The 18,418-nt window shown below is 58.0% G+C and carries 16 protein-coding genes; 10 read left to right on the top strand and 6 right to left on the bottom strand.

Annotated features, from left to right (window positions below; translation table 11 throughout):
- Positions 1-19: 19 nt before the first annotated feature.
- Complete coding sequence (gene clpS, locus K5E19_RS00080; RefSeq protein ID WP_006174393.1) at positions 20-340, bottom strand: ATP-dependent Clp protease adapter ClpS; 321 nt, start codon at positions 338-340, stop codon at positions 20-22.
- 267 nt (positions 341-607) lie between these two features.
- Between clpS and cspD the strand changes: the two genes are divergently transcribed.
- Complete coding sequence (cspD, locus tag K5E19_RS00075; protein ID WP_221549495.1) at positions 608-829, top strand: cold shock-like protein CspD; 222 nt, start codon at positions 608-610, stop codon at positions 827-829.
- A gap of 70 nt (positions 830-899) precedes the next feature.
- Here cspD and macB read toward each other — a convergent pair whose 3' ends face one another.
- Entirely contained in the window at positions 900-2,840 is a 1,941-nt protein-coding gene (macB, locus tag K5E19_RS00070; protein WP_221549493.1) for a macrolide ABC transporter ATP-binding protein/permease MacB, read from the bottom strand.
- Positions 2,837-3,952: a macrolide transporter subunit MacA gene (gene macA, locus K5E19_RS00065; RefSeq protein WP_221549491.1), complete on the bottom strand. Its 1,116-nt coding sequence runs from the start codon at positions 3,950-3,952 to the stop codon at positions 2,837-2,839. Before macA ends, macB begins: the two co-directional genes overlap by 4 nt.
- Positions 3,953-4,111: 159 nt before the next feature.
- Between macA and K5E19_RS00060 the strand changes: the two genes are divergently transcribed.
- Positions 4,112-5,068, top strand: a complete 957-nt coding sequence (locus tag K5E19_RS00060) for a VirK/YbjX family protein (RefSeq protein WP_221549489.1) — start codon at positions 4,112-4,114, stop codon at positions 5,066-5,068.
- On the opposite strand, the gene K5E19_RS00055 is transcribed toward K5E19_RS00060, so the two are convergent.
- Entirely contained in the window at positions 5,065-6,723 is a 1,659-nt protein-coding gene (locus tag K5E19_RS00055; RefSeq protein ID WP_221549487.1) for an ATP-dependent endonuclease, read from the bottom strand. The two genes, K5E19_RS00060 and K5E19_RS00055, sit on opposite strands and share 4 nt — an antisense overlap.
- A gap of 374 nt (positions 6,724-7,097) precedes the next feature.
- Here K5E19_RS00055 and aqpZ point away from each other — a divergent pair, with 374 nt between their 5' ends.
- From aqpZ to hcr, 4 genes are all read left to right on the top strand, one after another.
- Complete coding sequence (gene aqpZ / locus K5E19_RS00050; protein WP_010429151.1) at positions 7,098-7,793, top strand: aquaporin Z; 696 nt, start codon at positions 7,098-7,100, stop codon at positions 7,791-7,793.
- A 171-nt stretch (positions 7,794-7,964) separates the two neighbouring features.
- Positions 7,965-8,864, top strand: a complete 900-nt coding sequence (locus K5E19_RS00045) for a lysine exporter LysO family protein (protein ID WP_221549486.1) — start codon at positions 7,965-7,967, stop codon at positions 8,862-8,864.
- A 144-nt stretch (positions 8,865-9,008) separates the two neighbouring features.
- Positions 9,009-10,661 carry a hydroxylamine reductase gene (hcp, locus tag K5E19_RS00040; protein ID WP_108415988.1) on the top strand — a complete coding sequence of 551 codons (1,653 nt, stop codon included), beginning with the start codon at positions 9,009-9,011 and terminating at the stop codon, positions 10,659-10,661.
- Between the two features lie 10 nt (positions 10,662-10,671).
- The gene (gene hcr, locus K5E19_RS00035) at positions 10,672-11,640 is read left to right on the top strand and encodes an NADH oxidoreductase (RefSeq protein ID WP_221549484.1); all 969 of its coding nucleotides are present in this window, start codon (positions 10,672-10,674) and stop codon (positions 11,638-11,640) included.
- Between the two features lie 90 nt (positions 11,641-11,730).
- Here hcr and K5E19_RS00030 read toward each other — a convergent pair whose 3' ends face one another.
- Positions 11,731-12,165, bottom strand: coding sequence for a DoxX family protein (locus K5E19_RS00030; RefSeq protein WP_221549482.1), 435 nt, complete (start codon positions 12,163-12,165; stop codon positions 11,731-11,733).
- Between the two features lie 151 nt (positions 12,166-12,316).
- On the opposite strand from K5E19_RS00030, the gene poxB reads away from it, so the two are divergent.
- From poxB to K5E19_RS00010, 4 genes are all read left to right on the top strand, one after another.
- Positions 12,317-14,035, top strand: a complete 1,719-nt coding sequence (gene poxB / locus K5E19_RS00025) for a ubiquinone-dependent pyruvate dehydrogenase (protein ID WP_047346936.1) — start codon at positions 12,317-12,319, stop codon at positions 14,033-14,035.
- Between the two features lie 38 nt (positions 14,036-14,073).
- Entirely contained in the window at positions 14,074-15,075 is a 1,002-nt protein-coding gene (ltaE, locus tag K5E19_RS00020; protein ID WP_221549479.1) for a low-specificity L-threonine aldolase, read from the top strand.
- 10 nt (positions 15,076-15,085) lie between these two features.
- Entirely contained in the window at positions 15,086-16,522 is a 1,437-nt protein-coding gene (locus tag K5E19_RS00015; protein WP_221549477.1) for an SDR family oxidoreductase, read from the top strand.
- Positions 16,523-16,615: 93 nt separating this feature from the next.
- Entirely contained in the window at positions 16,616-17,629 is a 1,014-nt protein-coding gene (locus tag K5E19_RS00010; protein ID WP_221549475.1) for an NAD(P)-dependent oxidoreductase, read from the top strand.
- 208 nt (positions 17,630-17,837) lie between these two features.
- Here the strand turns inward: K5E19_RS00010 and K5E19_RS00005 are convergent.
- On the bottom strand, positions 17,838-18,418 hold a 581-nt coding region (locus K5E19_RS00005), incomplete at its 5' end, for an integrase core domain-containing protein (protein WP_221549473.1).

The following is an 18,418-nucleotide window of genomic DNA, read 5'->3' as shown; positions in this document are numbered from 1 at the left end:
CCCCCAATTTTATGCCTTATCAGGCCTTTTCCAGCGTACACAGCAACGGATGCTCGTTCTCCCTCGCATAGTCGTTCACCATCGCCACTTTGGTTTCCGCGACTTCGGCAGTAAAGATGCCGCAGATCGCTTTGCCTCGATAATGAACGGTAAGCATCAGTTGCGTTGCACGTTCTACATCATAAGAAAAGAACTTTTGTAGCACGTCAATAACAAATTCCATCGGCGTGTAATCATCGTTCATTAACATAACTTTATACATAGATGGCGGTTTTAGCGCGTCGCGCACTTTATCTTCCGCCAGCTGGTCAAAATCCAGCCAATCGTTGGTCTTACCCATTATGCATAACCACTTTGAATCTACCTCAGATGTTAGATAACAATCATCTATTACTGTCATCCGCGATGTCTGTCACAAACTGTTGCAATAGCGTTAACTGCCTCAAATTTTGGTTGATTATTGTCCCAACTCCAGCGCCAAACGCTTGACGGCTTCTTCCGTTTATCTAAATTGTACAAGCGTGAGATGGCGAGGTTTTGAACAGCCCCCACTCCACCACCGGTTCATTCCATCTTAATTTATAAGATTTACGAAGGATGTCGAAGCATGGAAATGGGTACTGTTAAGTGGTTCAACAACGCCAAAGGGTTTGGTTTCATCTGCCCTGATGGCGGCGGCGAGGATATCTTCGCTCACTATTCCACCATTCAGATGGATGGTTACAGAACGCTCAAAGCCGGGCAGTCCGTTCGGTTCGATGTACACCAGGGGCCCAAAGGCAATCATGCCAGTCTGATCGTCCCCGTTGAAGCAGAAGCGGTTGCATAGCTCTCTGTTTCATTGTGTACACCCCGCAGGCAAAATGCCAGCCCGATCGGCTGGCATTTTTATTTTCGGGTTATTCCCGCGCCAGCGCGTCCACCGGATCCAGCCGCGCCGCATTGCGTGCCGGTAACCAGCCAAACAAAATACCTGTGAAGGTCGAGCATAAGAACGCCGTGAGGATCGCGACGGGCGAAAAGCCAATCTCCCAACCCGGTAAAAAGAGCTGGAGCGCAAACGCGATCATCATCGAAAGCGCGATGCCCATCGCCCCGCCGACCAGACACACCAGCACCGCTTCAATCAGAAACTGCTGCAGCACGTCGCTGGCTCTTGCCCCGACCGCCATGCGGATGCCAATCTCCCGCGTGCGCTCCGTGACCGACACCAGCATGATATTCATCACCCCGATACCGCCGACGACCAGCGAAATCACCGCCACCAGCGTCAGGAACATCTGAAGAGTACGTGTGGTCTTTTCCGCCGTTTTCAAGAGACCGTCCATGTTCCAGGTGAAGAAATCCTTCTTCCCGTGGCGCAGGGTGAGCAATCGCTCAAGCTGCTGTTCGGCCATCGCGCTGTCGTAGCCCTCCTTCACGCGAACGGTGATGGAGTTGAGCCAGGACTGCCCCATAATGCGCCCGGAAATCGTCGTGTAGGGCAGCCAGACGCGCAGGATTTTGCTGCTGCCGAACATCGACTGCTTCTCTTCCGCCACGCCGATGACCGTGGCAGGCATGTTGCCAACCAGAATCACCTCGCCCACTACGTTGGTTTTATTCGGGAACAGCTGCCTGCGGGAGTTGGCGTCCAGCACCACCACCTGCGCCCTGCCCGCCAGCTGTTCGGCGTTGAAGGTCGCCCCTTCGCTGAAGGTCATGCCGTAGACGTTGAAGTAGTCACCGCTGACGCCGTTGGCGCTGGCCGCTACGTCGATGTTGCCGTAGCGCAGACGCAGGTTTTGCGAGACCGCAGGCGTGGCCGAATTGACCCACGGCTGCTTTTGAATCGCGGCCAGATCGTCGTATTTCAGCGCCTGCTGGTACTGCGGCTCGTCGTCGCCAAAGTCTTTGCCGGGATAGACGTCGATAGTGTTGGTGCCGATGGCGCGGATATCGGCCAGCACCAGCTGCTTCGCCGCATCGCCCACCACCACAATCGACACCACCGAGGCAATACCGATAATGATGCCGAGCATCGTCAGCAGGGTGCGCATTTTATTGGCCGCCATCGCCAGCCAGGCCATGGTCAGCGCTTCACGAAAGCCGCTGGAGAACTGGCCCCAGCCGGTCGCAGCCGGCAGCGCCTCTTTCGGTGCCGCCGCCCGGGACTCACGCGGCGGCGGGTTGCTGACCAGCTCGCCGTCGTGGATCTCAATAATGCGCTCCGCCTGCGCCGCCACCTGCGGATCGTGGGTAACGATAATCACCGTGTGGCCCTGATCGCGAAGCTGATGCAGGATCGCCATCACCTCTTCGCCGGAGTGGCTGTCGAGCGCACCGGTCGGTTCATCCGCGAGGATCACCTGCCCGCCGTTCATCAGCGCACGGGCAATACTCACGCGCTGCTGCTGACCGCCGGACAGCTGCGACGGTTGGTACTCTACCCGCTCCGCCAGCCCCAGACGCGTTAACAGCGCCTTCGCGCGCTCAAGCCGTTTCTTACGCTCGACGCCCGCATAGACCGCGGGAACCTCCACGTTCTGCGCCGCGCTCAGGTGAGAAAGCAGATGGTAACGCTGGAAGATAAAGCCAAAATGTTCCCGGCGCAGCTTCGCCAGCGCGTCGCCGTCCAGCGTGGAGACGTCCGTTCCGGCCACCCGGTACGTACCGCTGGTGGGCTTATCCAGACAGCCGAGAATGTTCATTAGCGTCGATTTGCCCGAACCGGACGCGCCGACAATCGCCACCATCTCGCCCGCCTCCACGCGCAGCGAGATGCCTTTCAGCACCTCCACCGGGCCGTCGCCGGAGGGATAGCTGCGGCGGATATCCTTCAGCTCAAGCAGCGCCGTCATTTGGCGGCTCCGGGCAGGCTTTCGCTGACAACAACCTCCTCGCCCTCTTCCAGCCCTTTCACCACCACCACGTCGGTGTCGTTTCGCGCGCCAATCACCACTTCCCGCTCGCGCGTTTCGCCGTTGCGCAGCACCTTCACCTTGTAGCGGCTATCTCCGGCGGATTCACCCAGCGCGGAGAGCGGAACGGTCAGCACGTTTTTCACGCCGGTCAGCTGGATATGCACCTGGGCGGTCATGTCCAGACGCAGCACGCCCTGCGGGTTTGGCACCTCAAAGCGGGCATAGTAGAAGATGGCGTCGTTCACTTTTTCTGGCGTCGGCAGAATGTCTTTCAGCACGCCTTCGTAGCGGGTCTGCGGGTCGCCCAGCACCGTAAACCAGGCATTCTGCCCCGGCTTGAGGTGAATTACATCCGCCTCGGAAACCTGCGCTTTGACCAGCATGGTGCCCATGTCCGCCAGCGTCAGAATGTTTGGCGCCTGCTGCGCGGCAATCACCGTCTGGCCCTGCAGCGTGGTGATTTGCGTCACTTCACCGGCCATCGGCGCGACGATTTTGGTATAGTCGAGGTTGGTTTTCGCCGTATCCAGCGAGGCCTGATTGCGTTTAATCTGCGCGTCGATCGTGCCGATCTGCGCCTGTTTTACTGCCAGCTCCGTCGCGGCGGTGTCCAGATCCTGCTTCGAGATGGCCTGGGTTTTCGCCAGCGCCTGCTGGCGCGTCAGCGTCACCTGCGCAAGGTTACGCTCCGCCAGGGCCTGCGCACGCTGCGCGCGCAGCTCCATCAGCGTCGCTTCCACTTCGCGGATCTGGTTTTCGGCCTGTTCAGGATCGATTACGCCGAGCAGCTGGCCTTTTTTGACCTTGTCGCCAATCTCGACGGACAGCGTTTTCAGCTGGCCACTCACCTGCGCACCAACATCGACTTTACGCAGGGCATCCAGTTTGCCGGTCGCCAGCACGTTTTGCTGCAGCTCGCCGGGGCGAACGATCAGCGTTTGATACTGGGGTACAGGCGCATTCAGTACCTGCCAAAGCCAGAATCCACCGACCACCAGCACGACCGCCAGCAGCAGAAACAGTTTTCTGCGTTTTCCCTTAAGGTTCATAAATATTCCAAATAATTATTCTGGCTAACATCACCGTTGATTCTATCTAAACCACTCCTCAACGAAACCCCTGTTTTCTGGAAATGGCCGCATTTGTTTACATGACGTTGACAAAACGCCTGCTGAAATAGCGTTCTTCCCCCAGAAGCAGGATCTAACATGTCTTCCATAGTCGATACACCTTATTCCAATCTGCCGCAGCCTACGTCCGGCTGGGCGCTTTTTAAAAGTCTGGCAACCGGTGCCATCACGCCCGGTCTGGCGTGGCAAAACCCCGCATATCGACGCAAATTTATGTTACGTTCCCTGGCTTCCCCCTTCAGCACCGCTCGCCTGCTGGCAAGCCTGGCAAAGCAACCGCGTCTGATGCAAATCTTACAGGTTCAGCCTGGGCTGCCGTGCCGTCTGCATCGTCCGTGGCTGACGGTCGGTATGGATCGCAGGAACGCGCTGGAGGCGCTGAACGGGCACTATCAGACGATGAGCCAACGCCTCCCCGCCGCGCTGCTCAAGGGCTATCTTTCAAGTCAGGGGGTGACGCTGCTGACGCTAACCGGCAAGGACGAGCAGCAGTTCACGATTCGCCTGTGTGCCGATGCCTTTATGGACAAAGAGGGTGAAGCGACCCTCACCTTCTGCAACCATCAGAACACGGTGCTGGCCGAAATGACCTTTACGCTGTGCCCGTTTGAGGGAAAAACCACGCTGTTCATCGGCGGGTTACAGGGCGCAAAAGCGCACGTTCCGCATGAGTTGATTCAGGGCGCAACCAAAGCGTGCCACGGCCTGTTCCCGAAACGTCTGCTGGTTGAAGCGGTGATGACGCTGGGCACCGCGTTCCCGGTTGAACAGATCCTCGCCGTGAGTAACGCCACCCACATTTACCGTAGCTGGCGTTACCGCAAGAAAAAAGAGGGGAAACTGCTGGCGGATTACGACAGTTTCTGGCTCTCACTGGGTGGCGAACGCCGGGAGAGCGGTCATTTCGCGCTGCCGTTAACCATGCCGCGCAAACCGATGGAAGAGATTGCGAGTAAGAAACGCGCTGAATACCGCCGCCGCTACGAACTGCTGGATAGCCTGATTCAACAAATGACGCAGGCGACCCGCCGTTAATCCGCTCTCCCGCGAGCCAGCCAAAGCACGCGGGAGAACATTTTGCGCAGCAGCGTGGGTACGGACTCCACGCCTCGCCTGCCCGCCTCCGTCGCCACTTCGATGGCGAGGTCCGGCTTCGACGAACGATGAATCGCTTTGGCGATCACCCTCCGCATGTTCATCGGCACATCCACCGGGATCATCGCCACGCGGTGAAAAACATCGTCAAACCCCTGCCGATACATAAAGTGTTCCATGTCCATCGCGGGGAGCATAGTCAGGTGGTCACGCTCTTCTTCGCGATCGTTATTCAGCAAACCGCGCACGGTTGCGGCATACTTTTTACCTGCTTCATCGCCATCGACCAGGACATGCCATTCAATCCCCATCCTGCGGGCAAACTTGATCAGCGGTTTTAATCCCGACTGGGCAAACTCAATGACCTTAATACCTTCCGCGTCGAAGTGGTGACCGCACTGACGTGCCAGTTCGTTGATAACCCAGGTCTCGGTTTCACCTTCAACCAACAGCCAGCAGCGGGCAAACAGCGACGACGCACGATTAAAGCGAATATGGAACGCAATGCGGCGACCGTCTTCCGCGTTCAGGCCGCCCGGCCCCAGCCGGTAGGCGGATACGCGCGAGGATTCACGCACCAGGCGGCAGACGTATTCCACGGGCGTTAGCGAGAGCAACTCGCCGGAGTTGGTGGTGGTCACGCGCTGCAGCGGCAGCAGGTTCAGCAGGTGCCACGCAACGGAGAGCATGATCGGATGCAGGCGCGTCTCGGGGTCTTCCACCAGCAGCAGCGGGCGGGCATCCCGGTCTAACCGGACGGTGCCTTTCGCCTGCAAAAGCGTTGAGAATAGCCCCAGCAGGATCACCCGATGGGTACGTCCACCGGGCCGGTCTATCATCCGGTTAATGATGTCGAGATAACGCCAGCTGCGCTGTTCATCGTGCGAACGGCGACGCATCAGGCGATGGCGTGATTGTGACGTTCCTTGCTCGGAAAAATAGTGCTCCAGCAGCTGCACCATGGCCGAAAGCCCCTGGCGGATTTGACCGTCGGTGAGGTTCTGCGGGCGAGAGACCAGCTCACGCGCCAGGAAATCCAACTCGCGGGCGGTGACTTCCACCTCCGGCATATTGGGTACGGTACCGTTGCGGATCCGGCGCATAAAGCGCGCATCGCGCAGACGCAGCACCGGCGACAGGCGAATCAGATGGCGCGCCAGGTCGTCGATATTCTCCAGCGGGATGGGGTTGCCTTTTTCATCAAGGAACTCACGCAGGGTTAACACCCCGTCATTTTCCGCCATTTCACCTTCAAGACGGTAGAAAATACGGTGATAATCATCATCGCACGGCACCCAACATGACGACATCGGCCGGAAACGACGCACGCGATGCCGCCCCGGCTCGGACTCCCGGAACGTCAGGATGATATGCAGATGCTTCTCGCGCCCGGTGACATCCCCCGGCGGAAACCAGAAGTCATCGTGAACGAAGTGGTACAAGTCGTCTTCAGGGGAAAGCAGCAGGGTTAGCGCATCCAGCAGGCTGGATTTACCCCAGGCGTTTTCACCGATCAGGACGTTGTTCTGCTCCAGCTGGAGCGACAGGCGGTTAATACCGCGAAACCCGACAATTTCCACACGTTCGAGAAGCATAAATCCCCCGCGAAATAACCACTTTTTCCTTCAAGTTATCAGCAGTATAGCGGCAGCCGGGCCGACAGGACACTGCTATACACCTCCGTTATTCCGATGAAGCACGAAAAATTCAGACTTTACCCATCAAGTTTCATTTGAAAAGGTGCTTACAGAACAAGATACTCCCGTTTGAAAATTGGACTATGCTCTATTTACCTCCAGTTTGAACAAGGATTGACATCACATTGCCTTAAATCAAATTATCCGAATTTATTTAAGTGGCGAAGGGGTGTTGTTGCTTTCTAAAATAAAGGCTCTTTGAGTCGTCATCCCTTTATGGCGATATAACCCGTGCGCGGGAAAGCGTGCGGAAATTTATTATTGAGGTGGTTATGTTCAGAAAATTAGCGGCAGAATGTTTTGGTACATTCTGGCTGGTGTTTGGTGGCTGCGGTAGTGCAGTGCTGGCAGCGGCATTCCCGGAATTAGGAATTGGTTTTGTCGGTGTCGCACTGGCATTCGGCTTAACGGTCTTAACTATGGCATTCGCGGTAGGGCATATTTCCGGCGGTCATTTTAACCCTGCGGTGACGCTGGGTTTATGGGCGGGCGGTCGTTTCCCGGTGAAAGACGTCCTGGGTTATATTATTGCCCAGGTCATTGGCGGTATTATTGCAGCCGCAGTCCTGTACGTGATTGCCAGCGGCAAAGCAGGCTTTGACGCCGCCGCCAGCGGTTTCGCCTCTAACGGTTTCGGTGAACATTCACCGGGCGGCTACTCCATGCTGTCTGCCATCGTGATTGAAATCGTACTGACCGCAGGCTTCCTGCTGGTTATTCACGGCGCAACGGACAAATACGCACCTGCGGGCTTCGCGCCAATCGCTATTGGTCTGGCGCTGACGCTGATTCACCTGATCTCAATCCCGGTGACCAACACCTCCGTTAACCCGGCGCGCAGCACCGCGGTTGCTATCTTCCAGGGCGGTTGGGCGCTTGAGCAGTTGTGGCTGTTCTGGGTAATGCCAATCATCGGCGGTATCCTGGGCGGCGTGCTGTATCGCACCCTGCTGGAAAAACGCGATTAATTGCGCTCGGTGTCGGGTGGAGCTAACGCTCACCCGACCTACGTGAGAGTGCACTTTTAGGCCGGGTAAGGCGTAGCCGCCACCCGGCTTTTTTATTGCTCCTTTACCTGACAGCCTTTATTGGGTAGTGTCTCTGGCGCTCAACAGATACTCAAAAAGGACCGGCTGTTCATGTTTTCAGGACTCCTCATTATTTTGCTGCCCTTGATCGTGGGCTACCTTATTCCGCTGCATCGTGAATCCGCGTTAAGGCTCATTAATCGATTCCTGAGCTGGATTGTCTACGTTATTCTTTTCTTCATGGGGATTAGCCTGGCATTCCTGGATAACCTGTCGGCGAATTTACTCTCGATACTCCATTATTCCGTCGTCACCGTGGTGGTTATTTTGCTGTGCAATATTGCCGCACTTTTCTGGCTGGAACGCACTATTCCATGGAAAAATAATCATCAGCAGGAAAAACTCCCTTCCCGTATTGCGATGGCGCTGGAATCATTAAAACTCTGCGGCGTCGTGGTGCTCGGTTTTCTTCTGGGTCTTACCGGATGGTCATTTTTACAGCACGCCACGGAGGCCAGCGAATATACCCTAATCTTCCTGCTGTTCCTGATCGGTATCCAGCTGCGAAATAATGGCATGACACTGAAACAGATTGTCCTCAACCGCCGGGGAATGATAGTGGCCATTGTCGTCGTCGCCAGTTCTCTGATCGCAGGCGTGATTAATGCCCTTATTCTCGACCTGCCGCTAAAAACCGGCCTGGCGATGGCGTCGGGTTTTGGCTGGTACTCCCTCTCCGGTATTCTTCTGACCGAATCGTTCGGCCCGGTCATTGGCAGCGCCGCTTTCTTCAATGACCTTGCGCGCGAATTGATAGCCATAATGCTGATCCCGGGTCTGGTACGCCGCAGCCGCTCAACCGCGCTTGGGCTGTGTGGCGCGACCTCAATGGACTTTACCCTGCCGGTTTTACAACGCTCGGGGGGGCTGGAGCTGGTCCCTGCCGCCATCGTACACGGCTTTATTTTAAGCCTGCTGGTTCCCATTCTGATGGCCTTCTTCTCCGCCTGATACTTCTTTGGCGGTAGGTTTCCTGCCGCCAAAATTGCGCTAAATCAATCTCCCCCTATTTTGTCGCAGAAAGCCCTTTTCACCGTTCAGGCACAGGCATAATCTTAAACATGTATATCAAATATAACTTTAACAGGTGTGATTATGTTTTGTGTGCAATGTGAACAAACCATCCGTACCCCGGCAGGCAATGGCTGCTCTTACGCACAGGGTATGTGCGGCAAAACCGCAGAAACATCTGACCTGCAGGACCTGCTGATTGCTGCCCTGCAAGGCCTTTCCGCATGGGCCTTTAAAGCCCGTGAATACGGCATTGTCGACCATTATGTAGACAACTTCGCCCCTCGCGCGTTTTTCTCCACGCTGACCAACGTTAACTTCGATTCTCCGCGCATTGTCGGCTATGCCCGCGAAGCGATTGCCCTGCGTGAAGCGCTGAAAGCGCAGTGCCTGAAGGCCGATGCCAGCGCGCGCGTGGAAAACCCGATGTCTGAACTTCAGCTGGTGAGCGACGATCTGGGCGACCTCCAGCGTCAGGCGGCAGAATTCACCCCGAATAAAGACAAAGCGGCGATTGGCGAGAACATTCTCGGCCTACGCCTGCTGTGCCTGTACGGCCTGAAAGGCGCTGCGGCCTATATGGAACACGCGCACGTGCTCGGTCAGTACGACAACGACATCTACGCCCAGTACCACAAAATCATGGCGTGGCTAGGCACCTGGCCTGCGGATATGAACGCGCTGCTGGAATGCTCGATGGAAATCGGCCAGATGAACTTCAAGGTAATGAGCATTCTGGATGCCGGTGAAACCAGCACCTACGGCCACCCGACGCCAACGCAGGTCAACGTCAAGGCGACCGAAGGCAAATGCATCCTGATTTCCGGTCACGACCTGAAAGATCTCTACAACCTGCTGAAGCAAACCGAAGGTACCGGCGTTAACGTCTATACCCACGGTGAAATGCTCCCGGCGCACGGCTACCCGGAGCTGCGTAAATTTAAGCATCTGATCGGTAACTACGGCAGCGGCTGGCAGAACCAGCAGGTGGAGTTCGCCCGCTTCCCTGGCCCTATCGTGATGACCTCTAACTGCATCATCGACCCTACCGTGGGCGCGTATGACGACCGCATCTGGACCCGCAGCATCGTCGGCTGGCCGGGCGTGAGCCATCTTGAAGGTGACGATTTCGGTCCGGTTATCGCCCAGGCGCAGCAGATGGCGGGCTTCCCGTACAGCGAAATCCCGCACCTCATTACCGTCGGCTTTGGTCGTGAAACCCTGCTCGGTGCCGCTGATTCGCTGATCGATCTCGTCAGCCGTGAAAAGCTGCGCCACATCTTCCTCGTCGGTGGCTGCGACGGCGCGCGCGGCGAGCGTAACTACTTCACCGATTTCGCCACCCGCGTGCCGGAAGACTGCCTGATCCTGACTCTGGCGTGCGGCAAATACCGTTTCAACAAGCTGGACTTCGGCGACATCGAAGGTCTGCCGCGCCTGATCGATGCGGGTCAGTGTAACGATGCATACTCAGCCATCATTCTGGCGGTCACGCTGGCGGAGAAACTGGGCTGCGGCGTGAACGACCTGCCGCTCTCGCTGGTGCTGTCCTGGTTTGAGCAGAAAGCGATCGTCATCCTGCTGACCCTGCTCTCTCTCGGCGTCACCAACATCGTGACCGGCCCGACCGCGCCTGGCTTCCTGACGCCGGACCTGCTGGCGGTGCTGAACGAGAAATTCGGTCTGCGTTCCGTGACCAACGTTGAAGATGATATGAAGCAGCTGCTGAGCGCGTAAGGAGTTATTCATGACCATGCCAACCTCACAATGTCCGTGGCGGATGCAGGTTCATCACATCCATCAGGAGACGCCGGATGTGTGGACGCTGTCACTGCTGTGCCATGACTACTATCCGTACCGTGCAGGCCAGTATGCGCTGGTCAGCGTTCGCAATTCGGCGGACACGCTGCGCGCCTATACGATCTCCTCAACGCCGGGCGTGAGCGAGTACATTACGCTCACCGTCCGCCGCATTGACGACGGCGCAGGCTCGCAGTGGCTGACGCGGGACGTGAAGCGCGGGGATTATATCTGGCTGTCTGACGCGCAGGGGGAATTCACCTGTGACGACAAGGCAGACGATAAATTCCTGCTGCTGGCGGCGGGCTGTGGCGTAACGCCGATCATGTCGATGCGCCGCTGGCTGGCGAAAAATCGCCCTCAGGCCGACGTGCAGGTTATCTTCAGCGTGCGCTCTCCGGAAGATGTGATTTTTGCCGGGGAATGGCGAGATTATCCGGTGACGCTGGTGGCGGAGCACAACGCGACCCACGGCTTTGTGCCCGGTCGCCTGAGCCGCGAGCTGCTGCAAAGCGTGCCGGATTTGGCGAACCGTACAGTGATGACCTGCGGCCCGGCGCCTTACATGGATATCGTGGAAAAAGAGGTGAAAGCGCTTGGCGTGACCCGCTTCTTCAAAGAGCAGTTCTTCACGCCGGTGGCGGAAGCGGCAACCAGCGGCGTGAAGTTCACCAAACTGCAGCCTGCGCAGACCTTCTTTGGCCGCGTAGGGACCACGCTGCTGGAGGCGTTGGAAAGCAACAAGGTGCCGGTAGTGGCTGCCTGCCGCGCGGGCGTGTGCGGCTGCTGTAAGACGAAGGTGGTTTCCGGAGAGTATACCGTCACCAGCACCATGACGCTGTCCGACGCGGAAATTGCCGAGGGTTACGTGCTGGCGTGCTCATGTCATCCGCAGGGCGATCTGGTCCTCGCATAAGCGTTAAACGTTCGATCGTAGGCCCGGTAAGCGCTAGCGCCACCGGGCTTTTTGTCGGGTGGCACTACGTTTACCCGACCTACAACACCCCTACCGCCACGCCGGACCTTTCCCTACCGCAAACCGCCCTGCCCCTAAAAACGCGACAGCCAGCGAGCCGATAAAGAAGTACACAAGGCTTTCAATCGCCCATGCGCCTACCGCATCCAGCGCAAAGGTTTTGCCCGTGCCGACCATCAGCCAGGCCACAATCATCGTAAACGCCAGCACCAGTGCGGCCGGACGCGTAAAGAGACCGACAATAATCAGGATCGGTGCCAACACTTCGCCAACCAACACGCCGTAGGCGATAAATCCCGGCAGCCCTTTTTCCACCAGCATGCCGCTGATAAAGCCCACGCCGCCGAAAAGCTTGTGCAAACCGTGAAAGAGCATCAGTCCGCCGACGGCAAGTCGTAACAAGAGTTTGCCAAGATCGTCGCATGATAGCTTTTCATTAACAGCAATTAACAATGATTTAACCATTTGAAATGATTCCTGTTTTCACCGAGGTATTGCCAGATTATGCCGAATAATTGCGCGTGAAAAGCACCTTTTAATTAGGGGGAGATGACGGGCAATACGGAGACTTTCTTCTAAGCTTGTAAGCGATATCACAAAAAGGAGACGGACAACCATGAAACAAACCGTGGCTGCATATATTGCGAAAACGCTCGAACAGGCTGGCGTGAAACGTATCTGGGGCGTAACCGGCGATTCCCTGAACGGACTCAGCGACAGCCTCAACAAGATGAAGACTATCGAATGGATGCCCACCCGCCATGAAGAGGTTGCCGCCTTCGCCGCAGGCGCTGAAGCACAGCTTACGGGGGAACTGGCCGTGTGTGCGGGCTCGTGCGGTCCCGGCAACCTGCATCTGATCAACGGCCTGTTCGACTGTCACCGTAACCACGTGCCGGTGCTGGCGATTGCCGCCCACATCCCCTCTTCCGAAATCGGCAGCGGCTATTTTCAGGAGACGCATCCGCAGGAGCTGTTCCGTGAATGCAGCCACTATTGCGAGCTGGTTTCATCCCCGGAGCAGATCCCGCAGGTGCTGGCGATCGCCATGCGCAAGGCCGTGCTGAACCGCGGCGTTTCTGTGGTCGTTATCCCGGGAGATGTAGCCCTCAAGGCCGCGCCTGAAGGAGCCAGCACCCACTGGTATCACGCCCCACAGCCCGTGGTAACGCCTGCCGAAGAGGAGCTGAAAAAGCTGGCGCAGCTGCTGCGTTACTCCAGTAATATCGCCCTGATGTGCGGCAGCGGTTGCGCGGGCGCGCACAAGGAGCTGCTTGAATTTGCCGGTAAGCTGAAATCGCCGATAGTTCACGCCCTGCGCGGCAAAGAGCACGTCGAGTACGACAACCCTTACGACGTGGGGATGACCGGGCTGATCGGTTTTTCTTCCGGCTTCCACACCATGATGAACGCCGACACGCTGATCCTGCTCGGCACCCAGTTCCCGTATCGTCCGTTCTATCCGGCGGATGCCAAAATCATTCAGATTGATATCAACCCGGCCAGCATCGGCGCGCACAGCAAGGTCGATATGGCGCTGGTGGGCGACATTAAATCAACCCTTGCCGCCCTGCTGCCGCTGCTGGAAGAAAAAACGGACCGCAAGTTCCTTGATAAAGCCCTGAGCGACTATCGCGACGCGCGCAAGGGGCTGGACGACCTCGCCAAACCGAGCGACAAAGCCATTCACCCGCAGTATCTGGCGCAGCAGATCAGCCATTTCGCTGACGACGACGCCATCTTTACCTGCGACGTGGGCACGCCAACCGTCTGGGCGGCCCGCTATCTGAAGATGAACGGCAAGCGCCGCCTGCTTGGCTCGTTCAACCATGGCTCGATGGCCAACGCCATGCCGCAGGCGCTGGGCGCAAAAGCGACAGCCCCGGAGCGTCAGGTGGTGGCGATGTGCGGCGACGGCGGGTTTAGCATGCTGATGGGGGATTTCCTCTCGGTGGTGCAGATGAAGCTGCCGCTGAAAATCGTGGTCTTCAACAACAGCGTGCTGGGCTTTGTGGCAATGGAGATGAAGGCCGGCGGTTACCTGACGGACGGCACCGAGCTGCACGACACCAACTTCGCGCGCATCGCCGAGGCCTGCGGCATCACCGGTATTCGCGTGGAGAAAGCCTCTGAGGTGGATGAAGCCCTGCAGCGCGCGTTCTCCATCGACGGTCCGGTGCTGGTGGATGTGGTGGTTGCCAAAGAGGAGCTGGCGATCCCGCCGCAGATCAAGCTTGAACAGGCCAAAGGCTTTAGCCTGTATATGCTGCGCGCCATCATCAGCGGGCGCGGCGATGAGGTGATCGAACTGGCAAAAACCAACTGGCTCAGGTAAAACATCTGGCATCGCCTTTTTAATAATAAGGACATGCCATGATTGATTTACGCAGTGATACCGTAACCCGCCCGAGCCGCGCCATGCTCGAAGAGATGATGGCCGCCCCGGTCGGGGACGACGTCTACGGCGATGACCCGACGGTCAACGAACTGCAGCGTTACGCAGCAGAGCTGAGCGGCAAGGAGGCTGCACTGTTCCTGCCAACCGGCACGCAGGCTAACCTGGTGGCGCTGCTCAGCCACTGCGAGCGCGGGGAAGAGTACATTGTCGGCCAGGGCGCGCATAACTACCTGTATGAAGCAGGCGGCGCGGCGGTGCTCGGCAGCATTCAGCCGCAGCCGATTGACGCCGCGCCGGACGGCTCCCTGCCGCTGGATAAGGTCGCCGCGAAAATCAAAGCCGACGATATTCACTTCGCCCGCACCAGGCTGCTCAGCCTCGAAAACACCCACAACGGCAAAGTGCTGCCGCGCGAGTACCTGAAAGCCGCATGGGAATTCACCCGCGAGCGCGGGCTCGGCCTGCACGTGGACGGCGCGCGTATCTTCAACGCCGTGGTGGAGTACGGCTGCGAGCTGAAAGAGATTACGCAATATTGCGACTCGTTCACCATTTGCCTCTCTAAAGGTCTGGGCACGCCGGTCGGCTCTCTGCTGGTCGGTAACGCAGACTACATCAAGCGCGCCAACCGCTGGCGTAAGATGACCGGCGGCGGCATGCGTCAGGCGGGTATTCTGGCGGCGGCCGGGTTGTATGCCCTGAAAAACAACGTCGCGCGCCTGAAGGACGATCACGACAACGCCGCGTGGATGGCTACGCAGCTGCGCGAAATCGGTGCCGACGTGATGCGCCACGACACCAACATGCTGTTTGTGCGCGTCGGTGACGAGCGCGCCGCCGCGCTGGGCGAATTTATGAAATCACGTGGCGTGCTGATCAACGCCTCACCTGTCGTGCGTCTGGTGATGCATCTCGACGTCAGCCGCGAACAGCTGGCGGACGTAGTGAAACACTGGCAGGCGTTTTTACAGCGATAAGGAGCATCACGTGCCGCAACGAATTCTGGTGCTCGGCGCCAGCGGGTATATCGGTCAGCATCTCACCGCGGCGTTAAGCCAGCAGGGACATCAGGTGCTGGCTGCGGCACGTAACACGGAGCGCCTGCAAAAGCTCAGCTTGCCCGGCGTCACCTGTCACAGCGTTGACCTCAACTGGCCGAAGGAGCTTCCCGCGCTGCTGGAAGGGGTCGACACGCTTTACTATCTGGTCCACAGCATGGGTGAAGGCGGCGACTTTATTGCCCACGAGCGTCAGGTGGCGATGAACGTTCGCGACGCCCTGCTGCAAACGCCGGTGAAGCAGGTGATTTTTTTAAGCTCGCTCCAGGCCCCCGAACACGAACAGTCCGACCACCTGCGCGCCCGCCAGCTGACGGCCGACACCCTGCGCGGTGCCGCTATCCCTGTTACCGAACTGCGCGCCGGCATTATCGTCGGCGCGGGCTCCGCCGCCTTCGAAGTGATGCGCGATATGGTCTACAACCTGCCGGTACTCACGCCGCCGCGCTGGGTTCGTTCGCGCACCACGCCGATTGCGCTGGAGAATTTACTGCATTATCTGGCGGCGCTGCTGGATCACCCGGCGGAGCAACACCGCGTGCTGGAAGCCGCTGGCCCTGAAGTCCTGAGCTATCAGGAGCAGTTCGAACACTTTATGCGCGTCAGTGGCCGCCGCCGCTGGCTGATCCCCATCCCCTTTCCAACCCGCTGGATTTCGGTGTGGTTTTTGAACGTCATTACGTCGGTGCCGCCAACCACGGCAAAAGCGCTGATTCAGGGGCTAAAACACGATCTATTGGCGGACGATCGCGAGCTGCGGGCACTCATTCCCCAGGATCTGATCCGCTTTGACGACGCCGTGCGCAATACGCTGAAAGAGGAAGAGCAGCTGGTGAACTCCAGCGACTGGGGCTACGACGCGCAGGCCTTTGCCCGCTGGCGGCCGGAATACGGCTATTACCCGAAACAGGCGGGCTGCGCGGTGAAGACTTCCGCCAGCCTTGCAGATCTGTGGGAGGTCGTGAACCAGATTGGCGGCAAAGACGGTTATTTCTTCGGCAATATCCTCTGGCAAACGCGCGGGGCAATGGATCTGCTCGTGGGGCACAGGCTGGCGAAAGGCCGCCCGGCGCACCCGTATCTTGAGGTGGGCGATGCGGTCGACAGCTGGAAGGTGATCATCGTCGAGCCGGAAAAACAGCTGGCGCTGCTGTTTGGTATGAAAGCGCCAGGGCTGGGCCGACTCTGCTTTACCCTCAAAGACAAAGGCGATCATCGTGAACTGGACGTCCGCGCCTGGTGGCATCCGCACGGCATGCCGGGTCTGTTCTACTGGCTGTTGATGATCCCTGCACACCTGTTTATCTTCCGCGGAATGGCAAAACGTATTGCGCAACTGGCAGAACAAAAGACGGAAAAGAAGTAAATAAAACTCTTATTCTTTCACCTTTCCCATTGCAACACGTCGTAATTCACGAAAGAATGCGCACGAAATTCTTTTTCAACACAGTGGATTGATATGAAGGTACTGGTTACCGGGGCGACCAGCGGCTTAGGCCGAAATGCGGTCGAGTTTCTGCGCAACAAAGGCATCAGCGTAAGGGCCACCGGTCGCAACGAGGCGATGGGTAGGCTGCTGCAAAAAATGGGCGCAGAGTTTGTCCATGCCGACCTGACGGAGCTGGTCTCCTCTCAGGCGAAAGTGATGCTGGCCGGTATCGACACGCTGTGGCACTGCTCCAGTTTCACCTCCCCGTGGGGCACCCAGGAAGCCTTTGACCTCGCCAACGTGCGCGCCACGCGCCGTCTGGGCGAATGGGCCGTCGCCTGGGGCGTGCGTAATTTCATTCATATCTCCTCCCCGTCACTCTATTTTGACTATCACCACCATCGTGATGTGCAAGAAGATTTCCGCCCGGCTCGCTTTGCCTGTGAGTTTGCCCGCAGCAAGGCGGCCAGCGAAGAGGTGATTGACCTGCTGGCGCAGTCGAACCCGCACACCCGCTTTACGGTGCTGCGCCCGCAGAGCCTGTTCGGGCCGCACGACAAGGTGTTTATTCCGCGTCTGGCGCAGATGATGCACCACTACGGCAGCGTGCTGCTGCCGCGCGGCGGCGATGCGCTGGTGGATATGACCTACTACGAAAACGCCGTTCACGCCATGTGGCTGGCGAGTCAGCCGGAGTGCGACAAGCTCATTTCCGGTCGCGCCTATAACATCACCAACGGCGAACCCTGCACGCTGCGCAGCATTGTGCAGCGGCTGATCGACGAGTTGCAGATCGACTGCCGTATCCGTTCAGTGCCCTACCCGATGCTGGATATGATTGCCCGCAGCATGGAGCGTTTTGGCAGTAAATCGGCCAAAGAGCCTGCACTGACGCATTATGGCGTATCGAAGCTTAACTTTGATTTCACGCTGGATATTTCGCGGGCGGAGAACGAGCTGGGATATAAACCGGTTGTGCCGCTGGATGAAGGGATTGTGCGCACAGCGGCGTGGTTACGGGATCACGGGAAGCTTCATCGCTAACCTTTATGCCCGGTGGCGGCTTCGCCTTACCGGGCCTACAACTGCACCGTACTATCCCCTCGCCCCTCTAGCCCCATGTAGGCCGGGTAAGCGCAGCGCCACCCGGCAAAAGACAGAGTGTGCGGCCTGATGCCCTCACCCCGGCCCTCTCCCACTGTACAGTCTCGGGACATGGTAGACAGGTGTTCGGGGACATGGTGAACACTTTTTAACATCCTTTACCCATGGTGATCGACTTTTTCTTCAGGTCGATCACCCCCACTTTCGTGCTGTACCACCACACCTCGTAGCTGCCGTCTTCCTGCGTCTCCTTCAGCCCGACCCGTTTTCCCCTGAACGCCTTGCCTGCGCTCAGACTTACCCCTTTCACGCTCAGCTTTCCGCTGATATCCACTTTCCTGACCATCATGCCCTCGTCGTATTCCGGAGGCGTCATGGTGCCGCTGTACTGCCGCGCTGACGGCTGATACCGCGAGCCCGGTACCGCCATATCCAGCGCCTCGTGCGGGCGTTCAAGGTTATAGACCATCCGCCAGTGGTCGAAGGCGCGCTGCAGCTCACCGCTGTCTGCGAACCATTTTCCCTGCAGCACTTCCGCCTTCAGGCTGCGGTGAAAACGCTCCAGCTTGCCCTGCGTCTGCGGATGATAAGGCCGGGAGTGTCCCACCCGGATACCCAGGCGCATCAGCCACAGCTCCAGCGCCGTCCAGGTGCCGGTGGTGTCGCCCCACGGTGAGCCGTTGTCCATCGTCATCCGGTCCGGCAGGCCGTAACGCTCAAACACGCCGA

The organism is Enterobacter sp. RIT637 (genome assembly GCF_019718755.1).
Classification (GTDB): domain Bacteria; phylum Pseudomonadota; class Gammaproteobacteria; order Enterobacterales; family Enterobacteriaceae; genus Enterobacter.
This window is presented reverse-complemented; position numbering and strand designations above follow the sequence as displayed.

Bases quoted from the DNA above. Each gene is read 5' to 3' on its own strand.
- clpS (WP_006174393.1), bottom strand. From the start codon at position 340: ATGGGTAAGACCAACGATTGGCTGGATTTTGACCAGCTGGCGGAAGAT.
- cspD (WP_221549495.1), top strand. From the start codon at position 608: ATGGAAATGGGTACTGTTAAGTGGTTCAACAACGCCAAAGGGTTTGGT.
- macB (WP_221549493.1), bottom strand. From the start codon at position 2,840: ATGACGGCGCTGCTTGAGCTGAAGGATATCCGCCGCAGCTATCCCTCC.
- macA (WP_221549491.1), bottom strand. From the start codon at position 3,952: ATGAACCTTAAGGGAAAACGCAGAAAACTGTTTCTGCTGCTGGCGGTC.
- K5E19_RS00060 (WP_221549489.1), top strand. From the start codon at position 4,112: ATGTCTTCCATAGTCGATACACCTTATTCCAATCTGCCGCAGCCTACG.
- K5E19_RS00055 (WP_221549487.1), bottom strand. From the start codon at position 6,723: ATGCTTCTCGAACGTGTGGAAATTGTCGGGTTTCGCGGTATTAACCGC.
- aqpZ (WP_010429151.1), top strand. From the start codon at position 7,098: ATGTTCAGAAAATTAGCGGCAGAATGTTTTGGTACATTCTGGCTGGTG.
- K5E19_RS00045 (WP_221549486.1), top strand. From the start codon at position 7,965: ATGTTTTCAGGACTCCTCATTATTTTGCTGCCCTTGATCGTGGGCTAC.
- hcp (WP_108415988.1), top strand. From the start codon at position 9,009: ATGTTTTGTGTGCAATGTGAACAAACCATCCGTACCCCGGCAGGCAAT.
- hcr (WP_221549484.1), top strand. From the start codon at position 10,672: ATGACCATGCCAACCTCACAATGTCCGTGGCGGATGCAGGTTCATCAC.
- K5E19_RS00030 (WP_221549482.1), bottom strand. From the start codon at position 12,165: ATGGTTAAATCATTGTTAATTGCTGTTAATGAAAAGCTATCATGCGAC.
- poxB (WP_047346936.1), top strand. From the start codon at position 12,317: ATGAAACAAACCGTGGCTGCATATATTGCGAAAACGCTCGAACAGGCT.
- ltaE (WP_221549479.1), top strand. From the start codon at position 14,074: ATGATTGATTTACGCAGTGATACCGTAACCCGCCCGAGCCGCGCCATG.
- K5E19_RS00010 (WP_221549475.1), top strand. From the start codon at position 16,616: ATGAAGGTACTGGTTACCGGGGCGACCAGCGGCTTAGGCCGAAATGCG.